The organism is Novosphingobium sp. THN1 (assembly GCF_003454795.1).
GTDB lineage: Bacteria > Pseudomonadota > Alphaproteobacteria > Sphingomonadales > Sphingomonadaceae > Novosphingobium.
In genome coordinates, this window is sequence record NZ_CP028348.1 from 659,279 (window position 1) to 683,664 (window position 24,386).

At 63.7% G+C, this 24,386-nt stretch carries 19 protein-coding genes and 2 pseudogenes; 14 read left to right on the forward strand and 7 right to left on the reverse strand.

Annotated features, from left to right (window positions below; translation table 11 throughout):
* Positions 1 to 43: 43 nt before the first annotated feature.
* From C7W88_RS20030 to C7W88_RS20055, 7 genes and pseudogenes are all read right to left on the reverse strand, one after another.
* Positions 44 to 532: an Lrp/AsnC family transcriptional regulator gene (locus tag C7W88_RS20030; protein ID WP_039335926.1), complete on the reverse strand. Its 489-nt coding sequence runs from the start codon at positions 530 to 532 to the stop codon at positions 44 to 46.
* On the reverse strand, positions 532 to 1,050 hold the full coding sequence (locus C7W88_RS20035; protein ID WP_240344976.1) for an Lrp/AsnC family transcriptional regulator: 519 nt from the start codon (positions 1,048 to 1,050) through the stop codon (positions 532 to 534). The genes C7W88_RS20030 and C7W88_RS20035 overlap by 1 nt, the downstream gene beginning before the upstream one ends.
* A 170-nt stretch (positions 1,051 to 1,220) precedes the next feature.
* Complete coding sequence (locus tag C7W88_RS20040; protein ID WP_118075275.1) at positions 1,221 to 2,483, reverse strand: TolC family protein; 1,263 nt, start codon at positions 2,481 to 2,483, stop codon at positions 1,221 to 1,223.
* A pseudogene (locus C7W88_RS20045) lies at positions 2,480 to 5,586 on the reverse strand (efflux RND transporter permease subunit). Before C7W88_RS20045 ends, C7W88_RS20040 begins: the two are co-directional and overlap by 4 nt.
* Entirely contained in the window at positions 5,586 to 6,437 is an 852-nt protein-coding gene (locus C7W88_RS20050; protein WP_162896272.1) for an efflux RND transporter periplasmic adaptor subunit, read from the reverse strand. The pseudogene C7W88_RS20045 and the gene C7W88_RS20050 overlap by 1 nt, the downstream one beginning before the upstream one ends.
* Positions 6,434 to 6,694: a hypothetical protein gene (locus tag C7W88_RS23005; protein WP_162896273.1), complete on the reverse strand. Its 261-nt coding sequence runs from the start codon at positions 6,692 to 6,694 to the stop codon at positions 6,434 to 6,436. The genes C7W88_RS20050 and C7W88_RS23005 overlap by 4 nt, the downstream gene beginning before the upstream one ends.
* Before the next feature lie 63 nt (positions 6,695 to 6,757).
* A complete protein-coding gene (locus tag C7W88_RS20055; protein WP_205525322.1) occupies positions 6,758 to 7,096 on the reverse strand; it encodes a hypothetical protein in 339 nt (112 codons plus the stop codon).
* Positions 7,097 to 7,551: 455 nt separating this feature from the next.
* Here C7W88_RS20055 and C7W88_RS20060 point away from each other — a divergent pair, with 455 nt between their 5' ends.
* The 14 genes and pseudogenes from C7W88_RS20060 to C7W88_RS20125 all read left to right on the forward strand — a co-directional run bounded on the left by C7W88_RS20060 (position 7,552) and on the right by C7W88_RS20125 (position 24,368).
* A complete protein-coding gene (locus C7W88_RS20060) occupies positions 7,552 to 9,732 on the forward strand; it encodes a TonB-dependent siderophore receptor (RefSeq protein WP_370073249.1) in 2,181 nt (726 codons plus the stop codon).
* 55 nt (positions 9,733 to 9,787) lie between these two features.
* The gene (locus C7W88_RS20065) at positions 9,788 to 10,795 is read left to right on the forward strand and encodes a PepSY domain-containing protein (RefSeq protein WP_118075280.1); all 1,008 of its coding nucleotides are present in this window, start codon (positions 9,788 to 9,790) and stop codon (positions 10,793 to 10,795) included.
* On the forward strand, positions 10,792 to 11,721 hold the full coding sequence (locus tag C7W88_RS20070; RefSeq protein ID WP_205525323.1) for a glyoxylate/hydroxypyruvate reductase A: 930 nt from the start codon (positions 10,792 to 10,794) through the stop codon (positions 11,719 to 11,721). The genes C7W88_RS20065 and C7W88_RS20070 overlap by 4 nt, the downstream gene beginning before the upstream one ends.
* A gap of 168 nt (positions 11,722 to 11,889) precedes the next feature.
* Positions 11,890 to 12,564: a haloacid dehalogenase type II gene (locus C7W88_RS20075; protein ID WP_118075281.1), complete on the forward strand. Its 675-nt coding sequence runs from the start codon at positions 11,890 to 11,892 to the stop codon at positions 12,562 to 12,564.
* The gene (locus C7W88_RS20080) at positions 12,564 to 14,081 is read left to right on the forward strand and encodes an ABC transporter substrate-binding protein (protein ID WP_118075282.1); all 1,518 of its coding nucleotides are present in this window, start codon (positions 12,564 to 12,566) and stop codon (positions 14,079 to 14,081) included. The genes C7W88_RS20075 and C7W88_RS20080 overlap by 1 nt, the downstream gene beginning before the upstream one ends.
* Positions 14,078 to 15,058 (forward strand): ABC transporter permease, encoded by a 981-nt coding sequence (locus tag C7W88_RS20085; RefSeq protein ID WP_205525324.1) that lies wholly within the window; start codon positions 14,078 to 14,080, stop codon positions 15,056 to 15,058. Before C7W88_RS20080 ends, C7W88_RS20085 begins: the two co-directional genes overlap by 4 nt.
* Positions 15,059 to 15,060: 2 nt before the next feature.
* A complete protein-coding gene (locus C7W88_RS20090) occupies positions 15,061 to 15,882 on the forward strand; it encodes an ABC transporter permease (protein ID WP_118075283.1) in 822 nt (273 codons plus the stop codon).
* A complete protein-coding gene (locus C7W88_RS20095; RefSeq protein WP_118075284.1) occupies positions 15,879 to 17,687 on the forward strand; it encodes an ABC transporter ATP-binding protein in 1,809 nt (602 codons plus the stop codon). Before C7W88_RS20090 ends, C7W88_RS20095 begins: the two co-directional genes overlap by 4 nt.
* 14 nt (positions 17,688 to 17,701) lie before the next feature.
* Positions 17,702 to 18,649: an ornithine cyclodeaminase family protein gene (locus C7W88_RS20100; protein WP_118075285.1), complete on the forward strand. Its 948-nt coding sequence runs from the start codon at positions 17,702 to 17,704 to the stop codon at positions 18,647 to 18,649.
* Positions 18,646 to 19,362 carry a cupin domain-containing protein gene (locus C7W88_RS20105; RefSeq protein WP_118075286.1) on the forward strand — a complete coding sequence of 239 codons (717 nt, stop codon included), beginning with the start codon at positions 18,646 to 18,648 and terminating at the stop codon, positions 19,360 to 19,362. The genes C7W88_RS20100 and C7W88_RS20105 overlap by 4 nt, the downstream gene beginning before the upstream one ends.
* Before the next feature lie 171 nt (positions 19,363 to 19,533).
* Complete coding sequence (locus tag C7W88_RS20110) at positions 19,534 to 20,391, forward strand: GNAT family N-acetyltransferase (protein ID WP_206065688.1); 858 nt, start codon at positions 19,534 to 19,536, stop codon at positions 20,389 to 20,391.
* A gap of 25 nt (positions 20,392 to 20,416) precedes the next feature.
* The gene (locus tag C7W88_RS20115; RefSeq protein WP_118075946.1) at positions 20,417 to 21,592 is read left to right on the forward strand and encodes an alanine racemase; all 1,176 of its coding nucleotides are present in this window, start codon (positions 20,417 to 20,419) and stop codon (positions 21,590 to 21,592) included.
* 42 nt (positions 21,593 to 21,634) lie between these two features.
* Positions 21,635 to 22,914: pseudogene (locus tag C7W88_RS20120) on the forward strand (NAD(P)/FAD-dependent oxidoreductase).
* Positions 22,911 to 24,368 (forward strand): aldehyde dehydrogenase family protein, encoded by a 1,458-nt coding sequence (locus C7W88_RS20125; RefSeq protein ID WP_240344977.1) that lies wholly within the window; start codon positions 22,911 to 22,913, stop codon positions 24,366 to 24,368. Before C7W88_RS20120 ends, C7W88_RS20125 begins: the two are co-directional and overlap by 4 nt.
* The last annotated feature ends 18 nt before the right edge of the window (positions 24,369 to 24,386 follow it).

The window sequence follows — 24,386 nt, forward strand, 5'->3', positions numbered from 1 at the left end:
AAACACTAACCATATTGGTTATAATTGCGGGGACGCTGCAGCCTCAGTCGTCGTCGGGGACGACCTCGGGCTTGGTGATCTTGGCCATGCGGGCGTTGTACTTGACCGTCTTCACCGCGATCGAGGTTTCGACGTGGTGGACGCCATCGATGGACAGGATCTTGTCGGACGCCAGTTCAACCAGTTCGTCCAGCTCGTCGATCAGGCTCATCGCCGTAATGTTGAACTGGCCCATGGTGATCAACACGGCATTGACGCCGGGTACCTCGGCAATGATCTGCGCCACTTCGCGGACGCGGTCTACATCGGCCTGGACGTTGATGAAAGCGAGCCGGGCGAGCTTGCCCATCTCGAACCCGGTGATCGCGGTAAAGGCGATCAGGCCGTCCTGCTGCAACCGCTTGATGCGCCCGCGCACGGTGCCTTCGGTTACGCCCAGCTCTGCCGCGATCTTGCGGTTGGAAATGCGCGCGTCGAGCGCCAGCATGTCGACCAGCTGGCGATCAAGTGCGTCTAGCTGAACCGCAGCCATCAGGCGTTCCCTCCATTGCCGCGGCTGTCACCGGGGCGGCCCTCGATCGGTGCGACGTCGAACTGGTACTTGATGATGTCGACCACGATGTGCGGCGTCAGCGTGCGGATGCCGCGCACGGTGGAAAGCTTGTCGAGCAGGAATTCCGAAAGGTCGTCGAAATCGTGCAGGGCGACGAGCATGTCGATATCGTAGCGACCCGTCACCATGTGCGCAGCGACCACTTCGGGCAGGGCGCCGAGCTCCTGCGCAACTTCGGAAGCCGGGCGGCCGTCAACCTCGACCGAAATGCGCAGCAGAACGTTGAAGCCGTGGGCGGAGAAGTCCGACACAGCGACGACGCGCAACTGATTGGCATCTTCCATGCGGCGGATGCGGGTTGAAACCGTCGTCGCTGTAAGCCCGAGGACTTCGGCAATTTGCTGGTTGTTGGCCCGCCCGTTGCCCCGCAATTCGCGGATGATTGCCTGGTCGGTTGCGTCGAAACTGAAGATCTGGCTCATCGGTCCCCGTGCCATGGTGCCGTGACGGCAGACATCGCGGTTTGCGCAGCAACACGACGACCGTCAACCTGAAATTGCTGGTCAAGCGCTCGGTTAACGCACTTTTCCGTAGGCTCTCAGCCCGCTGCCCGCCTTCGGATCGATGCAAACCGAGGCGGCGCAACGGGAATCTGAAAGCTACTGCATCATTGCAGTCCGTTTTGTTCGTGGCTGCAATCGAGCCAGAGTTGATGGGCATCGATACGCAATTTCGTCTCGGCCCGTAGCGCAGCGGCCCGAGCCCGGGTTTCGGCGAGCGCCGCGTCCTTTGCCTGACGTTCGGCAAGAAGCAGATCCGCAAGATCGACGTGACCGAGGCGATTTCCGGCCTCGAGCCGATCGGCGGCGCGCCTGCTGCTGGCCGCAGCCGCCGCTGTTGCCTTCCATGCCTGCACTGTTCCCAGCGCCGCCGAGTAGTCTGTCGTGGCCATCTCCATCACGTCGAAACGAGCGCTGGCAGCTTCGGCAGCAGCGACTTGCGCCTCGGCTGCGGCCTGATCGGACAGCGCCGCGCGATAGCGACCGCCGATCGGCATCGAGAACACGATCCCGGCGCCGCGTTCCAGTCCGCCGCGCTCGCTGAAGAACTGCGCGCCGATTGTCGGATCGGCGATGCGGTTGCGACTGCTGCGCTCGGCCAGGGCGGCGAGGCGCTCGGATTCGGCCAGTGCCGCCGGGAGTTCGTGATTGCAGGTCATGACCGCCTCACGCAGGCGGGCGAGTTCTGCAGGTGGCTGGCCGGGTTGAGTCAAGGGCGGGGCTTGCGCGGGCAAGGCCAGTTGCGGGAACTGGGCGGCCAGCCTTTCGCGCGCAATGCCTGCCCCGGAAAGCGCCGCGTCCAATCCGGCGCGGTTCATGGCCGCTTCGGCCATGGCACGGTCGGCATCCACTTGCGCCGCATCCTGCACGCGGACCTGGCTGTCCACCGCCCGGTAGGCGCGCTCCAGCGTCTGTTGCGTCTGGGCCAGGGTCGTTGCCTCGGCCGCTGCAGCGACCCAATCCCACCACAGCTCGTTCAATTGCAGCGCCAGTTGATGCCGGGCGTCTTCGGCGCGCAATTCGGCGACGCGGACACCCAGAACGCCGGCCTTGCGATCCAGCGCAGACTTGCCGGGAAGACGGATCGGACGTTCCAGCGAAACGGTGTATTCTGCGTAGCGCCCTTCATCCTCGATGGTGCGCCGGCTGACATCGCCTGACAGCGTGAACTCATTCTGGGTGGCACGCAGCGCGTTAGCCTCCTGTCGCGCTGCCTCGACCTTGGCATCGGCGGCGCGAGAGCGGGGATGGGACTCTATCGCCTCCACCACAGCCGTATCGGAAAGACCGGTGAGGGACTGGTCGCTGGTCTGGGCAAGGAGCGGGGCCGCCATCAGCAGCGGCCATGCAAGAACAAGACTGTACTTCATGCTGAAGCGCCTTCCATTCCGCCATCAAGCGCGGTGCGCTCGGCGGAATTTTCGCCGAACCGCTCATAGAGCATCGGCAGGAGGAACAGGGTGAGCAGCGTCGAGGTGACGAGCCCGCCGATCACGACGATGGCCAGCGGTCGCTGGATCTCCGAGCCGGGACCACTGGCAAACAGCAGTGGAACGAGGCCGAAGGCAGTTATCGCGGCGGTCATCAGCACCGGGCGCAGGCGACGCTCGGCCCCCTGTCGGACGGCATGCTGCAGGGTCAGGCCCTGTTCGCGCAGCTGGCGGAAATAGGTGACCATGACGAGGCCGTTGAGCACGGCGATGCCGAGCAGGGCGATGAACCCGACCGAGGCCGGAACCGAAAGATACTCGCCCGACACTGCCAGCGTCACGATCCCGCCGACGACTGCGAAGGGAATCATCGCGATGATCAGCAGCGAGGCCCTGACCGAGCGCAGCGTCCAGAACAGCACGCCGAAAATCAGCAGCAAGGCAATCGGCAGAACCACGCCGAGCCGGGCCGAGGCGCGCTGCTGGTTCTCGAACTGACCGCCCCATTCCAGGCGATAGCCCGGCGGCAGCTGGACGTTGGCGGCGATGTCGGCCTTGGCTTCTTCGACGAAACCGACAAGGTCGCGTCCGGAAACGAAAGCCTGCACCACCGCAAAGCGCGATCCGTTCTCGTGGTCGAGCTTCACCGGGCCTTCGACCTGATGGACCCGCGCCACGTCACCTACACGCAGCAGCATGCCGTCCGGACTGCGGATCAGCTGGTTGGCGAAGACATCGAGGCTGGCCGCGTTGGCGGGATCACCCTTGATCACGATCGGAACGCGCCGATGGCTTTCGGCAACCACGCCGGCGTCAGTGCCTTCAAGCTGGGCGCGCAGCACGTCCTGCAGTTCGGCAACCGGCATTCCGGCACGGCCCGCGGCCAGACGGTCAATATCGATCTGGAGGTAATCGACCTTGTCGTCCGCCAAGGTCTTGACCTCGGTCACGCCCTGGATCTTGCGCAGCCGGTCCTGTGCCTTGGCGGCAATCTGACCGAGCGTTGCAAGGTCCGGTCCGAAGATCTTGAGCGCCAGATCGCCGCGCACGCCGGTAAGCATTTCCGAAACGCGCATTTCGATGGGCTGGGTGAAAGAGGCCTCGATGCCGGGCATCTCTTCCATGGCGAGGCGGATCTGTTCGATCAGCCATTCCTTGTCCTGCTCACGCCATTCCGCGCGCGGCTTCAGGCGCATGAAGGTATCGGTATCGTTGAGCGACATCGGGTCGAGGCCGAGCTCGTCGGCACCGACACGGGCGATGATGTCCTGCACCTCCGGCACCTTGGACATGATCAGCTTCTGTGCCTTGAGGTCTCCGGCGATAGTGTGGTCCAGCCCGATGCTCGGCTGCTTTTCGAGCTGCATCAGCACGGCGCCTTCGTCCATGGTGGGCATGAAGGTCTTGCCGGTGAAGCCATAGGCAACCGCCGCTGCCAGCAGCGACCCACCGGCCATGGCATAGACGCGCGTCCGATTGTCAAAAGCCCATTGCAGGGCCGAGTGATATCGCGGACTCAACTGACGCATCAGCCACGGGTCGTCGTGACCGGCCTCCTGTTTCAGGCCAAAGTAGGCCAGGACCGGAATCAGCGTGAGCGACAGTACCAGCGCGCCGGCCAGCGCCAGAACGATGGTCATAGCCACCGGGCCGAACAGCTTGCCTTCCAGCCCCTGCAGCGTCAGCAGCGGAAGGAAGACGAGGGCGATGATCGCCATGCCCGAGGCAACCGGGGTTGCCACTTCGCTGGTTGCCACCAGCACCTGATGAAGCTTTCCGGTGGAGCCGTGGTGCGGATGGGCGAAGCGGTCGACCACGTTTTCGACCACGACCACCGCGCCATCGACGAGCATGCCGATGGCAATGGCCAGGCCGCCAAGGCTCATGAGGTTGGCCGACATGCCCAGCCAGCGCATGAGGATAAACGTGATCAGCGTCGCCATGGGCAGGGCCGCGGCCACGATCAGCGAGGCACGCACGTTGCCGAGAAACAGAAAAAGCAGGATGACGACGAGCACGCTGGCTTCGATCAGGGCCTTCTCCACCGTCGAAACGGCATGGCCGACCAATTCGGAGCGATCGTAGAACACGTCGATTTTCATGCCCTTCGGCAGGCCGCTCTCGATTTCCGTCATGCGCGTCTTGACGTTTTCGACAACCTTGCTGGCATCGGCGCCGCGCAGGGCGATGACCAGGCCCTGCACGGCTTCGCCGGTGCCGTTCTTGGTCACGGCCCCGTAACGGGTCAGGCTGCCTGTGGTCACTGCTGCAACGTCGCCAAGGCGCAGGACGCCGCCGGCTGCGCTGCGGATGACGATGGCGCGCAAGTCATCGGCAGTCTGGATGGCCCCTACCGAGCGCACGATCAGCGTGCTTTCGCCATTGGCCAGCCTGCCGGCGCCATCATTGCGGTTGCCGCTTTCGATTGCGGTCTGGAGATCGTGATAGGTGAGGCCCGCTGCGGCCATGGCTCCGGGATCGGGCCGGACCTCGAACGTCTCGGCATGGCCGCCGAGCGAGTTCACGTCAGCCACGCCCGGCACCGTGCGCAGGGCTGGGCGGATGACCCAATCGAGCACGCGGCGCTTTTCGGCCAGCGATTGCGGACCTTCGATAGTGAACATGTAGACATCGGACAGCGGAGTGGAGATCGGCGCGAGGCCGCCTTCCACTGACGATGGCAGGTCGGCCATGACGTTGTTGAGGCGTTCGGTGACCTGGGTGCGCGCCCAGTAGATGTCGGCGCTGTCGGAAAAGTCGATCGTGATGTCGGCGATGCCGTACTTGGCGGCCGAACGCAGGATCTCCTGATCGGGGATGCCCAGCATCTCCATCTCGATCGGGGTGATGACGCGGCTTTCGACTTCCTCCGGCGTCATGCCGGGGGCCTTCATGATGATCTTGACCTGCGTGGTCGAGATATCGGGGAAAGCGTCGATCGGCAGGTTCTGGAATGACCAGCCTCCGAAAATCGCCAGCGCCAGCGCCAGGCCAAGCACGGCAAGCCGCGCCCCAGCGACCATTCAACAAGGCGTCTCAGCATCACTCACCCCCGCCGCCCAGCAGCATCTTGAGTTCGGGGATCGCGCTGGTCGCCACCACTTCGCCGGGCTTCAGGCCAGAAAGGATTGCGCTTTCGCCGTTGCCGCTGCCACCGAGGCGAACCTCGCGCTGCTGGAAGCGATTGCCGGTGCGAACGAAGACGACGTCCTTTTCGGCGATGCGGGTGACGGCAGTGGAAGGAACGCTCACCACTTCACCGCTGCCGCCCGCGCCAATCGTGACCATGACCGACTTGCCGGCAATGACGCCTTGCGCGCTGCCAATGGTCGCCTTGGCAACCACGCTGCGCGTTGCGGGATCGATGCTCGAGCCGACCGAAAGAATGCGGCCCGTGGCGGCTCCGGGCAGCGATACTGTCATGCCGGGGCGAACATTTCCTGCAAGCCTTTCGGGCAATTGCAGATCGAGCTGGTAGGCATTTGCCGCGTCGATCACGAAAGGCGCGGTCATGCCATCGACCGGCCCACCGGTCTGCACCGCCACCTTGGAAACGCGGCCCGAGATTGGTGCGCGCAGGGTGACAATGCCGCTGCCGCTGGCACCCGAGGCTGCCAGGATACGCGACGCTTCACCAGCTTCGGATTGCGCCTGCGCCAGTTCAGCGCGCGCTTCCTGCACGCGCGCGCCGGCAATCACGCCTTCCTTGAAGAGGGCTTCGGTGCGGGCGAGATTGGCCTTGGCCAGCGATATGCGCGACGAAGCGCGGCTGCGCGACCCGCCCAGTTCCATCGCATCGCGGCTGACCATGGTTGCCAGCGGCTGTCCGCGGCGCACTTCCTGCCCCTCGATCACGAAGACCTGGCGGATCGCGCCGGGCAGGGCCGCGGTCACGGCCACGCGGCTTTCGGGGGAAGCGTGACGACGCCAGGAACCGCACCCAGCGGCACTTCGCCACTGAGGCGCGCGGCTGCCGTCTTGATGCCGAGCCGGGCGAACTGGGCGTCGGTCAATTCCATCGGCGTTGCGGACTCGGAAGCCTGCTCGGCTTGAGGCGCCGGTGCGGTGTCCTTGCCCAAAAGCGCGTAACCGCCTGCAGCAGCCGCGAGGACGGCTAACGTGCCGCCCACAACCAAATTGCGGGTATTCATTGCAATGCCTTTCCTGAACGCAAGTTCCTGGCGGCTCGCAAACAAGCCGCCCTGCACGAGCGATCAGGCCAACGGCGGCTCGAGCGGGGGAACCGTCTTGCGCGAAGTCAGCGCTGTGGCCCTTGCCGGAAAGTGCAATGACGGCGTTGGAGCAAGGTCGTTTGCCCCGGCTTTCAAGTCCATGCCGATGGCCATCGGGCTGTGATGATGGTGGGCCGCTTCCCCTGCCTGATCGTCGGGCTGGGCGGAATGCTTGCCAGTAGTGTCACCTTCACCATGGTCGATGCAGGTATAGGCTTCGACGTCACCATCGATCCTGCTTTGCGCGGCATGGGCAGGGAAGTGCATTCCGGCCAGAAGGACCGAGAAGACGATCGCAAATCGGATCAGCAGTTCCCGCATGGCCCCGCCCATAGCAATGACTGGCTGATTGGGCAATTCACCGGTCACGACGGCAGCACCTCCTCTATGCGACCTTGACCTTATAGTCGCGGCAGGCGGACGGATTGCGCGGAATGCAAAGGGCTCACGGCAGAAATCGCTGATTGGGGTCACCGTCGCAGCGGAGAATGCGCCGCACGGGTAAAAGGCCCGCCGCGCGGGCCTCGAGGGCATCGGAAATGTGCAAGACGGCACAAAGACTCCGGTGTCACCATTTTTTCACAATAAAAGTTCGTCGCCGTGCACCCTTTCGACGGAAGATTCGTCTGCGGACCCATAAGCTCGAGGAATAAGAGCAAAGACGCAGGACGGTTCGAACCGACGGTTTCGCTTGAAGGCGATGTAACAATGTTACATGGTCGGGGCGGGGTCGATGACACGCATCACAGACGAGGGGTGAAGTTGCGATGAAGAAAATGTCCGCAGTAAAAGGCGCGCTGATTGCCGGCGTTGCCATGGGAGCGATGCCGATCACTGCCTGGGCGCAAAGCGCAGCCCCCGCAGAGGAAGAAGCGGCCCCTGCCGAGGAAATGGTCGTCATCGGCCAGCGGCAGCAATATCGCGGCGACGTTCCGCTCGCCTCCATTCCGCAGAGCGTGCAGGTGCTGGATGCCAAGACGCTGCAGAATCTCAACATCACCCGCTTCGATGCCGCGCTTGATCTTTCGAGCGGGGTTTCGCGCCAGAACAACTTCGGTGGGCTGTTCGACGGATTTGCCATTCGCGGCTTTGCCGGTGACGAGAACTTCGCAGGCGGTGTGCTTGTCAACGGTTTCAACGGCGGACGAGGCTACGGTGGCCCGCGCGATGCATCGAACATCGAGAAGATCGAAATCCTTAAAGGTCCGAATGGCGCGGTGTTTGGCCGTGGCGAGCCTGGCGGCACGATCAGCATCACGACCAAGAAGGCCAAGATCGGCGACACGTTCGGCACCTTTGCCGTTCAGGGCGGCAGCTGGAACACTTACCGCGTCGAAGCAGACTACAATCTTTCGATCAGCGATACCGTTGCGATCCGCTTGAACGGCGCGGCACAGGATGGTGACAGCTTTCGCGACACCATTCACCAGACGCTCTACACGGCCAACCCTTCGATCCTGTTCGCACCCAGCAAGGACACCAGCATCTCCTATGAGATGGAATTCATGCACAACCGCGTGCCGTTCGATCGCGGCACGATTGCGGTAAACAACAAGCTCGGCGTGGTCGATCGTTCGACCTTCTTCGGCGAACCGGCCGATGGGGACATGCGGGTGGACGTTCTTGGCCATCAGGTGCAGTTCCAGCAGAAGCTGGGCGGCGACTGGTACTTCCTTGCCGGCCTTGGCTACCGCGAGACTGAATTCAAGGGTCTTTCGAGCGAGGCTGAGCTTGACCCGCTGGGCACCAATCGTCGCCAGACCCTGGGCAAGCCGGGCAATTTCCTGGCCCGCCAACGCCGTTCACGCGATTACAGCACCGACAACCTTGTCGTGCGCGGCGAAATCTCGGGCAAGTTCTACACCGGCGGGATCACCCACCACGTGTTGTTGGGCGCGGACTGGGATCGCTTCCGGATCGACCTGCTGCAACTGCGCGGCCGCCCGGTCAACTACACCGCCGGCGCACCGGTTACCGCCGCGAACTATGCAGTCGATATCTTCAACCCGGTCTATGGCCAGACGCTGGCTCTTGGCGCGACGCCGTTGACCAACACATACGAAACGCAGAAGGCCTGGGGCGTCTACTTCCAGGATCAGATGGACCTGACTGACAGGCTGAAGTTGCGCGTTGGCGGTCGTTACGACAACTATCGCCAGACGGTGCTGAACCGGAACAACACGAACCCTGCCACCAACACCGTGCGGGTCCACATCAAGCAGTTCAGCCCGACGGCCGGTGCGCTTTACGAGATCAACGACGATCTTTCGATTTTCGCAGGGTATGGCGAAGGCTTCCGTCCGAACAGCGGGGTCGATGCAGCCAGCCGTCCGTTCCCGGCGGAAATGAGCAAGTCCTATGAAGTGGGCCTTCGACTTGGTGAGCCCGGTGGAGCGCTGAGCGGCTCGATCGCTGCCTTCACGATGAAGAAGAACAACATCCTGACTGCCGATACGAACCCGGCAAATGCTGGATTTTCAATCGCCGGCGGTGCGGCGCGCTCGCGCGGCGTGGAGGTGGACTTCAACGCCAACCTTCCGGGCGACATTTCGATCATTGCCACGTACGCCTTCCTCGATGCCGAGTGGACCACGGCGGCAGGGGACAAGGACTTCGGACTCGCCATCAAGCCTGGCGACCGGCTCATCAATATTCCCAAGCACGCGGCAAATCTCATCGTCAACAAGGGCTTTACCCTGGGTGAGCAGCGCTTCACGTTGGGTGCGGGCGTAAACTATGTCGGCAAGCGGTTGGGCGAGACGGGCACGACCTTCGAGTTGCCGGGCTATATCATCGCACGCGTGATGGCGAGCTATGAACCGGCTGATAACATCAAGCTCACTGCGGACGTGACCAATCTGTTTGACAAGGAGTTCTACACAGCGTCCTACTCGCGGTTCTGGATTGCGCCGGGTGCGCCGCGGGCGTTCAACGTGCGCGCTACCTTCACGTTCTGATGAACCGGTTGCCGGAGCCCCCGCTCCGGCAACCTGACTTTCCGGCAAAGCTTCCATGACGCGCAGCGGCTATCTGACATGGCATCGCCGTTTGGCCCTGCTGTTCGCGCCGCTGCTGTTCCTGCAGGCGCTGACCGGCACTATCCTGCTGCTGCGTGGGCCGCTTGCCCAGGTGCTCGAACCGCAAGGCTCCGATGGACCGGTGCTGGGGGTTCCGATGCTTGCAGCGGCGGCCAGTCGTGCTGGTCTGAAACTTAACCGGCTATACCTGCCTGCCTATCCAGGAGGGCCGGCAATGGCGCAATTGGCTTCTGCCGACGGCGGCACGCACTATGCCGCAATCGAGCCAGCTTCAGGCGTGATACTTCGCGAAGGTGGGGTCTGGGCTTTTCCGCTCGAGGCTGCGCTGCAATGGCACTATCGGTTGATGTGGGGCACGGCGGGCCTCGCCGTCGTTGCGCTGAACGGCGTCGTGCTGACGCTGCTGTCGGGAACCGGGCTGGCATTCTGGTGGCCCGCAGCAGGGCGCTGGAAGAAGTCGCTTGCGATCAATCCGAAGATGCCGGCACGGGTGAAGCTGCGGCAGTGGCATCGCAGTGGCGGGGTGTTGGCATCGCTGCTGGTGCTGTTCAGCGCGGTGACCGGCGTGTTGCTTGCGCTTCCCGATCTGGCGCCTGCCGCACCGTCAGCAACCACGGCCTTTGCGCAGACCCCGTTGCAACTCGATGCAGCAATGGCAGCGGCAACAAGGGCCTATCCTGCGGCGGCAATTCGCGACGTGCGCTTTACGGCCGCTGACCGGATCGACGTGAACTTTCGTGCGCCCGAAGCTGGGTCGCTGTCGGTTCATGCGGTATCGGTCAGACTTTCCGACGCGAAGCTGCTGCGCATCGTGCCGGCGGCGGAAAGCCCGGCCTTGTGGATGAAGGTCCTGCCGCTGCACACGGGCGACATCGCGGGCCTTGCCGGGATGCTTGTTCTGCTGCTGGAGGGACTGGCAATCATCGCACTTTCAATCACCGGCCCCATGATGTGGTGGCGGCAAAGGAAACTACGCAAGTGACACTGCTCTATCACGGTCTGGAACAACGCGGCCGCGTCTGGCGCGAGATCGTTGCGGCGCGGGTTCCGCAAATGCCGTTTCTTCATTGGGGCCAAGACGCGGTTGATCCGGAAGCCGTGCGCTACATCGCTGCGTGGAATGCACCGCCGGAATTCATCGCCCAGTTTCCCAACCTCGAAATCCTGTTCAGCGTCGGTGCGGGGATCGACCAGCTGCCGATCGGGGCCCTGCCGCCGCAGGTGCGGGTGGTGCGCATGGTCGAGCAGGGGATCATTACCGGCATGGCCGAATATGTCGCCATGGCCTGCCTGGCGCTGCATCGTGACCTGCCGTTCTTCATTTCCGAACAGCGGGCGGGGCGCTGGTCCTATCGCCATACCCGGCTGGCATCGCAAAGCCGGATCGGGGTGATGGGCATGGGCGAGCTGGGGCGAGCGGCACTTGACGTGCTGGGGCCGCTTGGCTTTCCGCTGTCCGGCTGGAGCAGGACAGCGCGCGAGATCGCGGGCGTGGCGTGCTTTGCAGGCAAGGACCAGCTGGACGCGTTTCTGATGCAGGCGGACATTCTGGTTTGCCTGCTGCCACTGACGGACGAGACCCGCGGAATTCTGTGCCGTGAAACCTTTGCGAAAATGCCGGTGGGTAGTGCCGTCATCAATGCCGGGCGGGGCGGTCATCTTGTGGCTGACGACCTGATCGAGGCCTTGGATCAAGGGCAATTGCGCGCGGCGATGCTTGACGTGACCAGCCCCGAGCCGCTGCCCGAGGGTAACGCATTCTATCGGCATCCCGCCATTTTCCTGACGCCGCACGTGGCAGCAGAGACGCGACACGAGACGGCGGGCGAAGTGCTTGCCGACAATCTGCAACGGCTGCTGGCAGGCGCGCCGCTGGTAGGCGAAGTCGACAGGACACGGGGCTATTGAGGGGCAGCATGTCATGCCGCAGAATCCCATGAGAACAGTGCAGAGAAACCTGCCCGGCTTGAACTAACGGGTGCAAGTTCTGCCGGAACGGTGGTCATCTTTCCCGGTCACAAGGCCCACGAGAATGCAAGAGTCACCCGGGCCGGAAACCGGAAACGAGGTTCAATCATGAGCACAGCTGTTTTCACGCCCAAGTTCATCAGCTTCGATTGCTATGGCACACTGACCCGTTTCCGCATGACGGAGATGGCAACGGCATTCTATGCTGACCGCATCGCCGCCGAGGCGCTGCCGGACTTCTGCAAGGACTGGGCGGCCTACCGGTTGGATGAGGTGTTGGGTCCGTGGAAGCCCTATCGCGAGGTGATCGCCAATTCGCTCGAGCGCTGTTCGAAGAAATGGGGCGTGGAATATCGTGAGGCCGAGGCGACCGCGATTTACGAAGCAGTGCCGACCTGGGGGCCGCATGAAGACGTGCCCGGCGGCCTTTCCAAGATCTGCGACAAGATCCCGCTCGTGATCCTGTCCAACGCGATGAACAGCCAGATCATGTCGAACGTCGAAAAGCTCGGCGCCACCTTCTACAAGGTCTATACCGCCGAGAGCGCGCAGGCGTACAAGCCGCGCATGCAGGCGTTCGAATACATGTTCGATCAACTGGGCATGGGTCCGGAGGTGGGCATGCACGTCTCGTCAAGCTTCCGCTATGACCAGAACACGGCAACTGACCTTGGCTTTGGCTGCCGCGTGTTCATCGGTCGGGGACACGAACCTTCGAACGCCAACTATCGCGATGTGGAAATTCCGCACATCGGCGCGCTGCCGGCAGTCGTCGGCCTCTGATGCTTTCGCGCCGCCTCTTGCTGGGAAGTCTTGCGGCGGGGGCGGTGCTTGCCCCTGCCGAAGGGCTGATCGGAAAACCGCGCAGGGGCGGCCGCATCCGCGTGGCCGGAATCGTCGCATCGACTTCGGATGCGCTCGACCCGGCGCGTGCGGGCAATTCCAGCGACTACATGCGCATGTTCCTGCTCTACAGCGGGCTGACGCAGTATGATCGCGGGCTGGCGGTGAAGCCGGGGCTGGCTGAATCCATCGAATCCGATGACAACGTGGTGTGGACGATCCGCCTGCGGCGCGGCGTGCAGTTCCACAACGGCAAGTCGCTTGACGCCGGCGATGTGATCCACTCGCTGTTGCGCCATCGCGATCCGGCGGTGGGATCGAAGGTCAAGGCCGTGGCCGAGCAGTTCGCCAGCGCGCGCCGCGTGAATGCGCACGAGGTGGAGCTGCGGCTGACCGGGCCGAACCCCGATCTGCCCATTATTCTGGCGCAGCCGCAGTTCGTGATCGTGGAGAACGGGCGGCGCGATTTCAGCAAGGTCAATGGCACGGGACCGTTCGTGCTCAAGGCCTTTGCGCCGGGCATCCGCACGATCGTGCAGCGCAATCCGAATTACTGGAAACCGGGCCAGCCCTATCTCGACCAGATCGAGCTGATTGCCATTCCCGACGAGCTTTCGCGCGTGAACGCTCTCCTTTCGGGCGATGTGCAGATGTGCCTTGCCGTCAGTCCCGGTTCGGTGAAGCGGGTGCGGGCATCGTCATCGCATCTGGTGATGGAAACCAAGTCCGGACTCTATACCGACCTTGTCATGCGGCAGGACAATCCGGTGACCGGCCATCCCGATTTCGTGCTGGCGATGAAGCACCTGATGGACCGCGACCTGATCAAGCGGGCGCTGTTCCGGGGCTTTGCCACGATTGCCAACGATCAGCCGATCTCGCCGCTCGATCCCTATTTCAACGCCGACATTCCGCAGCGCGCATTCGATCCGCACAAGGCGAAGTTCCTGCTCAAGCGGTCGGGCCTGCTGGGCACGCGGCTGCCGGTCTATGTTTCGCCTGCGGCGACGCAATCGGTCGACATGGGCTCCATCCTGCAGGAGCATGCCGCGCAGATCGGGCTGAACCTGGCTGTGAATCGCGTACCGAGCGACGGATACTGGTCAACCCACTGGATGAAGCATCCGCTTACCTTCGGGAACATCAATCAGCGTCCGACGACGGACATGATGTTCAGCCTGTTCTTCAAGTCGGGCGCGACGGAGAACGAGGCGGGCTGGAAAAACGCGAAGTTCGATAAGCTGTTGCTCGAGGCGAGGCAATCGCGCGATCCGGTCCTGCGCAAGGCGATCTATGGTGAGATGCAGTGGATGATCCACCGCAGCGGAGGGTTGGGCATTCCGGTGTTCATCAGCCTTCTCGATGGCTATGACCGGCGCATTCGCGGGTTGGAGCCGATCCCGTTCGGTGGCCTGGCGGGCTATACTTTCGGCGAAAAAGTGTGGCTTGCAGCATGAGTGGTGCGCCTGCCATGTCGCCCTGGCGCGGACCGATGCGGCTTGTGGCAAAGCGTATCGGCCTGGCGTTGCTGACGCTGCTGCTGGTCTCGGCGGTGGTCTTCACTATCAGCGGGTTGTTGCCGGGCGACGCCGCGCAGGAGGTGCTGGGACAAGGGGCAACGCCGGAGCAAGTCGCGGCCTTGCGGCACGAGATGGGGCTCGATCGACCAGCCGTGGTCCGCTATTTTGAATGGCTGCGGGCGATTGCCGTGGGTGATCCCGGCAATTCGATCGTGGCCAACAAGCCGGTGGCCGACATCATTTCGGAACGGCTGCCAAATACACTGACTCTGGCAGGCCTGACGGCCGCGTTTTCGGTACCGTTCGCGTTCCTGATTGGCATAGTGTCAGCCGTCAACCGGGGGCGGTCCACGGATCGGGCGCTCAACATCATGACGCTGGCGATGGTGGCCCTGCCGGAATTCCTGGTGGCGACGATTGCCGTGCTGCTGTTCTCGGTCAAGCTGCTGTGGTTGCCCTCCATCACGATCGTGCCGCAGGACCCGACGCTGGGTGAGTTCCTGCGCGCCTATGCCATGCCGGTGATGGTGCTGGGCGTTGGCGTGATCGCGCAACTGGGCCGGATGATCCGCGCCGCGATCATCGCCGAGCTCGACCGGCCCTATGTCGAGATGGCGCGCCTGAAGGGTGTTTCTCCGCGCCGCCTGATCGTGCGCCATGTCCTGCCCAATGCGGTCGGGCCGATTGCCAACGCGATGGCGCTGAGCCTTTCGTACCTGTTTGGCGGGGCGATCATCGTGGAGACGATCTTCAGCTATCCGGGGCTGGCCAGCCTGATGGTAAACGCGGTCACCTCGCGCGACATGCCGCTGTTGCAGGCCTGTGCGATGATCTTCTGCGCGGCTTACCTGCTGCTGGTGCTCATCGCCGATACAGTTGCAATCCTTGCCAACCCCCGCCTGCGACAGGGATGACCATGGCCAATCTCGTCCGCCGCGCCATGCGCTTGCCGCTCTCGGGCAAGATCGGTCTTGCGCTCGTGCTTTTCTGGATCGTGGTTGCGGTAATCGGGCCATGGATCGCACCCTACCCGCCGGGTTCCTTCGTGAACGAGGAAGTCTTTGCCGGATCGAGCAGTGCCTATTGGCTGGGAAGTGACTTCCTGGGGCGCGACGTGCTGAGCCGCCTGCTTTCCGGGGCGCGCTTTACGGTGGGGCTTTCGGCGATAGCGGTGGCGATTGCCGCCGGGATCGGCACCGGCCTTGCGTTGACGGCGGCGGTGGGGCCGCGCTGGCTTGACGAACTCCTCTCGCGATCGATGGACACGCTCATCTCGATCCCCAGCAAGATCTTTGCGCTGGTGCTGGTGGCGGCATTCGGATCGTCGCTGGTGCTGCTGACGATGATCATCGCGATCACGTACGTGCCCGGCAATTTCCGCATCGCCCGTTCGTTGGCGGTAGGGCTGGCCAAGCTCGATTATGTCGAGGTGGCGCGTGCTCGGGGCGAGGGGCGGTTGCACCTGGCGCTGGTGGAAGTGCTGCCCAACATGATCAAGCCGCTGTTTGCCGATATCGGCCTGCGCTTCGTGTTCATCGTGCTGCTGCTGTCTGGCCTCAGCTTCCTTGGCCTCGGGCTGCAGCCGCCCGATGCCGATCTGGGATCGCTGGTGCGCGAGAATACCTCCGGGCTTGCTGAAGGCGCGCTGGCAATCGTCGCCCCGGCTGTTGCGATTGCCAGCCTGACCGTTGGCGTGAACCTGCTGATCGATGCCGCCACGCAGGGGAAGGCCGAATGACGATGCAGCCCCATGTGAACGTGCGCGGCCTGTGCGTGACTGTCCGTGCGGCTGACGGCTCACCTTTGCGCATCGTCGATGACGTCTCGTTTGCCATCCGGCGTGGCGAGGTGCTGGCGCTGATCGGGGAATCCGGTTCGGGCAAGACGACGATTGCACTGTCGCTGATGGGCTATGCCCGAGGCGGGGCGAAGATCTCGGGCGACATTTCCGTGGGCACGGCGACGCTGGATGGCGCCGCCGCCAATAGCCTGGCCGCGCAGCGCGGACACCGCATCACCTATGTCGCCCAGAGCGCGGCTTCGGCGTTCAATCCTTCGCGCCGGGTGATCGAGCAGGTGATCGAGCCTGCGCTAATCCATGGCACGGCTTCGGATGCCGATGCGCGAAAATATGCGGTCGAACTGTTCGGATCGCTGGCGCTGCCGAATCCGCAGACCATCGGCAGCCGTTATCCCCACGAGCTTTCCGGCGGGCAGTTGCAGCGCCTGATGGCGGCGATGGCGCTGATCACGAAGCCGGATCTGGTCATCTTCGACGAGCCGACCACGGCGCTGGACGTGACAACGCAGGTGGAAGTCCTGCAGGCTTTCCGCGACGTTGTGCGAGAGCAGGGCGCGACCGGTGTCTACGTTTCGCACGATCTGGCGGTCGTTGCCCAGATGGCGGACCGCGTTCTCGTGCTCAATCGCGGCAAGGTGCGCGAGCAGAACACCGTGCGTGCGGTGCTGGAGACACCCGCCGACGATTATACTCGCACCCTGCTGGCCGCAGCCAAGCCGGTCGTGAAGGCGGCGGCGCCCACTCCGGCAGAAGGCGCGCCGCTGCTTTCGATTGAGGGCATCCATGCAGGTTATGGCCCGATTGACAGGAACGGACATCCCGCTCACCCGGTGCTGAGCGATGTCAGCCTGACGGTGCCGCGTGGTGGCGCTGTGGGGGTGATCGGGGAATCGGGCTCGGGCAAATCGACTGTGGCGCGCGTTGTGGCAGGCTTGCTCGCCCCGACCGCCGGGACGGTGCTGCTCGACGGGCATCCGCTGGCCGCATCGTTGAGCGCTCGCAGTCGCGAGGAACTGCGTCGCATCCAGATCGTGTTCCAGAATGCCGACGTGGCACTGAATCCGGCGCATAGCGTGGGCGAAATTCTCGGGCGGGTGCTGCGCTTCTACCATGGCATGAGCGGCCCTGCGGCCAAGGCACGCGTGGCCGAACTGCTCGATCTGATCAAGCTGCCGGTCGGCGTTGCAGACCGGCGTTGCGACGAGCTTTCGGGTGGGCAGAAGCAGCGCGTGAACCTGGCCCGGGCACTGGCCGCCAATCCTGACGTGATCCTGTGCGACGAGGTGACCTCGGCGCTTGATACCGTGGTGCGCGAAGCAATCCTGGAACTTCTGGCCGAATTGCGCCGCGATCTTGGCGTGGCCTATCTGTTCATCAGCCACGATATCGCCACGGTGAAAGCACTGTGTGACGAGATCGTCGTGCTTTACAAGGGCACGCGCGTGGAAGCAGGCCTGAGCCGTACTTACGACGCTCCGCCCTATCATCCCTATACCGACCTGCTGATCTCCTCTGTGCCGGAATTGCGCACGGACTGGCTTTCCGGGGTAGCGCACAAGGGCAAGTCGCAGGTCGGCCTGCCGGTGGACGATGCCGGGCTGTGCCGCTTTCTGCCGCGCTGCCCGGCGGCGATCGCGGGACGCTGCGATACGAGCCCGCCGCCGCTGCGGTCCATGACTGCTGGCAATCTGCTGCTTTGCCATCGGACAGAGGCCGAGCTGGCGGGCTGCGAAATTCAATAAAACTGGAAATTGCCTTGAAGTTCATATCCGAAGAAGAGTCCGCCGCACTGGTGACGCATGAGATGGCGTTTGCCGCCGCGCGCGAGGCGCTGTGTGCCGTGGTCGAAGATGCGGTGCTGTTTCCTGCCGTGCTGGCGCATGGCACAGAGCCGACCAACCGCTTCTCGATAAAGTCGGCTTCCACCGGCAGCTTTGCCGGGCTGAAGGTCGGCTCATTCTGGCCGGGCAATCCAGAGATCGGGTTGCCCCGGCATAACTCCGTGATCCTGCTGTTCGATCAGCGCGTCGGTCGGGTCGAGTGGGTGATCGAGGCAGGCAAGGTGAACGCCTATCGCACGGCTGCGGCCGATGCGGTTGCCGCTGATGTGCTGGCGCGGCCCGACGCTTCAGTGCTGACGGTATTCGGCGCAGGCAACCAAGCGCTATTCGAATGCCTTGCCATCTCGCGCATCCGGCCGATCTGCCAAGTGCTGGTTGTGGCGCGGGATGAGGCCAAGGGGCGGGAGTTCGTCGAGGCACTGAAGGCCGAAGGGCTGAACGCTGAATTGGCCGAGGCGAAGGACGCGTGCGAGCGGGCCGACATCATCGTGACGGCAACGCCAGCGCGTGCGCCGCTGTTCGCAGCCGAATGGGTCCGTCCCGGCACGCATGTTGCCAGCATGGGTTCGGACGCGGCGGGCAAGCAGGAACTGCCGCCAGCGTTGTTCGACCGCGCGGCGCTGTTCTGCGATTATCCGGCGCAAGCCGTGGTGATGGGCGATCTGCAGCATTTTACTGGCGATCGCGGCCGGATCACGGCGCTGGGCGATGTACTGCTGGGCCGGGCCGAGGGACGTATGTCGCCTGACCAGATCACGGTGTTCGACAGTTCGGGCATTGCCCTTCAGGACCTGACGATTGCCCGCAGCCTGATTGCTGCCAAGTCCCTTCGGATTACAGAATCGGAAAGAGAGAACGCATGACAACCTTGGAAGCCGGGCAGACCGCAGTTGGCGCGGTGGTGGACATTCGCGCCTATGCACCCATAGCGAAACCATTGGCAGACTGGCTGGATGGCCGAGCCGCACCAGCCTTTGCCGACGACAAGGCGGTTGTTTCTGCCTTTTCGCCGCGAGGGGAGGGGCAGGTTACTGCGCTTCCGACTGACGAGTTCGTGCTTGTGCTGACCGGCAGGCTGGAGATTGCGGCGGAGGATGCCACATTGGCGTTGGGCCCCGACGAATGCTGCGCGCTGCCGTTCGGTTGCAGCTTTGGCTGGAAAGCATCGGACGATCTGCTGGCAGTAGTCTATTCGGCGCCGACGGATCGCGCAGGCAACCGGACCACGCCGGTGATGATCGACAAGAACGCGCCGCTCAATCCTTCAAGCCCGCCAGCGAACGAAAACCTGCTGGGTGAAGTTCCGACCTGCCGGGGTTTCTCCGACTATGTTTCTGCCAATGCCGAATTCTGCGCTGGAACGTGGGATTCCACGCCCTATCATCGCAAGCAGATCCCCTACCGTCAGGTCGAGTTGATGCTGCTGATGGAAGGGGCGGTTACGTTCACGGATGGGAATGGCAGCGTATCGTTCCGCAAGGGTGACGTGTGCATGTTCGTGCGCGGCGATGGCTGTGCCTGGCTGAGCGAGGAATACGTGAAGAAGGTCTTCGCAACGCAGCGCCCGCTCGGCTGAACTCGGTCCATCAGGGGCGGCATAATATTCCGCCCCTGATGGTATCTTGCGCATGACCGCCGTGAAGATTTCCGGCTTTCGGAACATTTTGCCAGCGCGAATCCGCTTTAACCTTGGGTACGGCGCCGTAGCCTGATTTTGCCTGAGGTCGCGCGAAGGAGTATTCTGGGAATGTCGGGGGCCATGGTCGGGAGCGAAAGCAACGGCGTGATCGCGATGCGGGTGGACCACCTCGATCAGGCGCAAGGCCTGTCGCTCGCGTTAAAGTGGCCATATCGCCTGGAAGACTGGCAATTTGCTTTCGAACTGGGCCGTGGCTTCGCCGTGGAAGCGGAGGGCAAGCTGCTCGGGACCGCGTTGTGGTGGCCCTATGGCGAGGATTTTGCCACGATCGGCATGATCATCGTCTCGCCCGATGCGCAACGGCAGGGGATCGGCGGTAAGCTGATGGCGGCACTGCTGGCCGATGCCGCAGGCCGCCGGATGACCCTTATCACCACCAAGGACGGCGAGCCGCTCTACACCAAGCTGGGGTTCGCGCGTTGCGGCTTCATCACCCAGCATCAGGCGGTGCTGGACCATGTTCCGGCAATCGACACCTCGGTGCCGGTGCGGGCGGCAACGCCGGGTGACCGGTCTGCCATCGATGCGGTTGACGCCGCGGCTTCGGGCATGGACCGGCGGGTGTTGCTCGACGCGCTGCTTGGCGTGGCTGACGCGGTGGTGGTTGAACGAGATGGCGGCATCTCGGGTTATGGCTGTGTCAGGCGCTGGGGGCGCGGCGTGGTGATCGGGCCCGTCGTCGCGGCAAGTGCGCAGGATGCCAAGGCCATCGTTGCAGTGCTTGCATCGGCCTATGAAGGCGTGTTCGTGCGGATCGACGTTACGGAAACGAGCGGCCTTGCGCCGTGGCTGGAAGAAATCGGACTGCCTCAGGTTGACCGGGCCCCGATCATGGCGCTTGGCGCAGCGCCGGTTTCTGCGCCGGGCGCCATGCTGGTGGCGCTTTCTAACCAGTCGCTGGGCTGATGCTATTCTTACAGGCGGGATAATGATGACGGAAACTGCAGTTCTCGATGCCGTATCGGCAACCCCGGCTTCGCTGGACACGGTGGCCACGCCGGCACTTGTCCTCGACGTGAGCAAGGTGGATCGCAACATTGCCCGGCTGCGCGCGCATCTGGCCAAGCTGGGTACTGGGTTCCGCCCGCACGTGAAGACGAGCAAGTCCGTGGACGTCGCGCGCAGGCTGTTTCCTGAAGGAACCGGCCCGATCACGGTTTCGACTTTGGCAGAAGCCGAATACTTCGCTGACGGTGGCTTCACTGACATCACTTATGCCGTGGGACTGAGCTTCAACCGCATCGAGCGGGCCCGCCAGCTGGTGTCCCGGGGCGTGCGGCTTTCGGTGCTGATCGATACGCTGGAGCAGGCGCATGCTCTGGCGGCAGCTGCGGCCGATGGCGGCCCCATGCCAGCCGTGCTGATCGAGATCGATTGCGATGGGCATCGCGGCGGCGTCCGGCCCGATGATCCGGCTCTTGTTATCATAGCAGATGTGCTGCGAGATGGCGGGCTAGAGCTTGCGGGCGTTCTGACGCACGCCGGGGAATCCTACAATGCGCGGGGCGGTGCCGGCCTGCCGGAAGCGGCAGAGGGCGAACGCGCCGCTGCGGTTGCGGCGGCAGAGGCACTTCGCGCTGCTGGACACGCAGCGTCTGTGGTCAGCGTGGGTTCGACGCCGACCGCGCATTTTGCGCAGGATCTGACCGGTGTCACCGAAGTGCGCGCGGGCGTGTTCAGCTTCTTCGATCTGGTCATGCACGGGATTGGCGTGTGCGCAGTCGACGACATTGCCGCATCGGTGCTGCTGACGGTGATCGGCCATCGCCCGGAGAAGGGCTGGATCCTCACCGATGGTGGCTGGATGGCGCTCTCGCGCGATCGCGGGACGCAGCGCCATCCTGTGGACCAGGGCTATGGCCTCGTCTGCGACATCGACGGCAATCCGTTTGCCGACGTGATCGTGGAGGACGCCAGCCAGGAGCATGGCATCATCAAGGTACGCCCGGGCAGCAGCGGCGTATTGCCCGATCTGCCAATTGGTTCGCGCGTGCGAGTGTTGCCCAATCACGCTTGTGCCACCTGCGCACAGCACGAAGGCTACAGCGTGGTCGACGGAAGTGGCCGCGACATCATCGGCAACTGGCCGCGCATGCGGGGTTGGTGACAGCGCCTTGTTTTCCAATGCCCGCGAGGGCGGAGAAACGAAATGAAGATGGCTTCGTACTGGCTGGATAGCGCAAGCCCATTTGCCTCGGGCTCGCCCGGTGGCCCAAGTGGCACGGCCGATGTTGCCGTGATTGGCGCAGGTTTCACAGGACTTTCCGCAGCGCTGGCGCTGGCGAAGAAGGGTGCGAAAGTCGTCGTCCTTGAAGCGGACCGCGTTGCCGGCGCGGCTTCCGGCCGCAACGGCGGCATGTGCAACAACGGCTTTGCCCAGGACTATGGCGGCATGGTCGAGAAGTTCGGGCTCGAACGTGCGAACATGCTTTACCGTGCCTTCGATGCCGGGGTCGATCTGGTGGAGCAGATCGTGACCGAAGAGGGCATCGCGTGCCACTTCGGCCGCGTCGGCAAGCTGAAGCTGGCGGCAAAGCCCGAGCACTTCGAGAAGATCAAGCGCTCGCAGGACCTGCTGGCGCGCAATGTCGATCCCGAGACAAGCCTGGTGATGCCCGAAGACCTGCCCTCGGAGATCGGTTCGGACATCTTTTACGGAGGGATGCTCTACGGCAAAAGCGCCAACATGCACATGGGCGATTATGGGCAGGGCCTTGCCGAAGCGGTGGCGCGGCGCGGGGGCACGATCTTCGAGCACAATCCCTTGATCAAGATGCGACGCGTTTCCGGCTCGCGCCACGAGCTCACGACGCCGCACGGCAGCCTGGTTGCCAATCAGGTGCTCCTGGCCACGGGTACGTCTCGCGTGGGGCCGCTGAGCTGGTTCCGCCGGCGTCTTGTGCCGGTCGGGGCCTATCTGATCGCGACCGAGCCATTGCCGGTCGACCTGCTTGATCGGCTGACGCCGCGCCGGCGCAACACCGTCGATACGCGCAACTTCGTCAGCTACTTTCGTACCACTCCGGACAACCGCATCCTGTTTGGCGGGCGTGCACGCTTCTCGAGCCGCAGCGATCCGGCGGCGGACGCCAAGAGCGGAGCGATCCTGCGCCGCTCCATGATCAACTTCTTCCCGAACTGGCGAGTGCGCGGATAGATTACTGCTGGGGCGGGATGGTCGATATGACCAGCGACCGCCTACCCCGCGCCGGGGAGCGCGAAGGTGTGTTCTACTCGATGGGCTACAGCGGCCACGGCACGCACATGGCCACCTACATGGGCAAGATCATGGCCGAGGTGCTGGATGGCAAGGCCGAGGCGAACCCTTGGCGCGACTTCGACTGGCCGGCGATCCCGGGCTATTTCGGGACGCCATGGTTCCTGCCGTTCGTCGGCGCCTATTACCGTTACAAGGACATGGTGGGATGAGCGCAGCGGCTGATGCATTGCAGGCCGTCCTGCCGCTGACGGGCAAGGCCTATATCGGCGGCGAATGGATCGATCTGCCTGGCGCAGAACTGCTGCCGGTGATCAACCCTGCTAACGGTGATTGCATCGCGCAAGTGGCAGCGGGCACGGCGGCTGATCTTGACCGGGCAGTGGCAGCGGCGCGGGGGGCCTTTCCGGCCTTTTCGCAAAGCCCGGTGGCTGACCGGCTGGCGCTGCTGGAGCGCATCCACGCGCTGATGACCGAGCGCGCCGAAGCGCTGGCGCAAGTGCTGGTGATGGAAATGGGCACGGCGATCAGCTTTGCCCGTTCATCGCACCTGCCGTTCGCGCTGGGCCATGTGCAGGCCGCAATCGAAGTGCTGCGCGACTACGAGTTCCTGACGCTGCGCGGGACGACCGCCATCGTGCGCGAACCCATCGGCGTTGCCGCGCTGATCACGCCGTGGAACTGGCCGCTCTACCAGATCACCGCCAAGGTTGCCCCGGCGCTGGCGGCGGGATGCACGGTGGTTTTGAAACCCAGTGAGCTTTCGCCGCTCTCCGCGATCATGTTTGCGCAGATCGTGCATGATGCAGGCGCGCCTGCTGGCGTCTTCAACCTGCTGAACGGCACCGGGAGCGAAGTCGGGGCGGGGATGGCGGCGCACCCCGATATCGACATGATCTCGATCACCGGATCGAACCGCGCGGGCGTGCTGGTGGCGCAGGGCGCCGCCCCGACGGTCAAGCGGGTGACGCAGGAGCTGGGCGGCAAGTCTCCCAACGTGCTGCTGCCCGATGCCGATTTCGAGCGCGTGGTGCCGCTGGGCGTGATGGCCGCGTTCCGCAACGTCGGCCAATCGTGCAGCGCGCCGACCCGGATGATCGTGCCGCGCTCTGCCCTCACACACGTCGAAGCCATTGCGCGGCGGACGGCCGAAGCCATCGTCGTGGGCGATCCGACCGAGGATGCAACGACGATCGGGCCGATCGCCAATGCTGCGCAGCATCGGCGGGTCCAGACGATGATCGCGGTGGGCATCGAGGAAGGCGCAAGGCTGGTCTGTGGTGGCCCCGGCAGCCCTGCGGGGCTGGACCATGGGTTGTTCGCGCAGCCGACGATCTTCTCCGACGTTTCCAGCGCAATGCGCATCGCGCAGGAGGAAATCTTCGGGCCGGTGCTGGTCATCATTCCCTACGATGACGTCGACGAGGCCGTGGCGATTGCCAATGACACCGATTACGGTCTGGGCGGCCACGTTCATGGTGCCGACATGGATCAAGCCCGCAAAGTGGCTTTGCGCATCCGCACCGGGCAGGTTCACATCAATGCCCCGGCGTGGGACCGTCACGCCCCGTTCGGCGGCTACAAGCGGTCCGGCAACGGTCGAGAGTACGGCCTTTTCGGTTTCGAGGAATATCTCGAGGTCAAGGCCGTCCTCGGTTTCGCATGACTTCGCAAGTTCACCGGA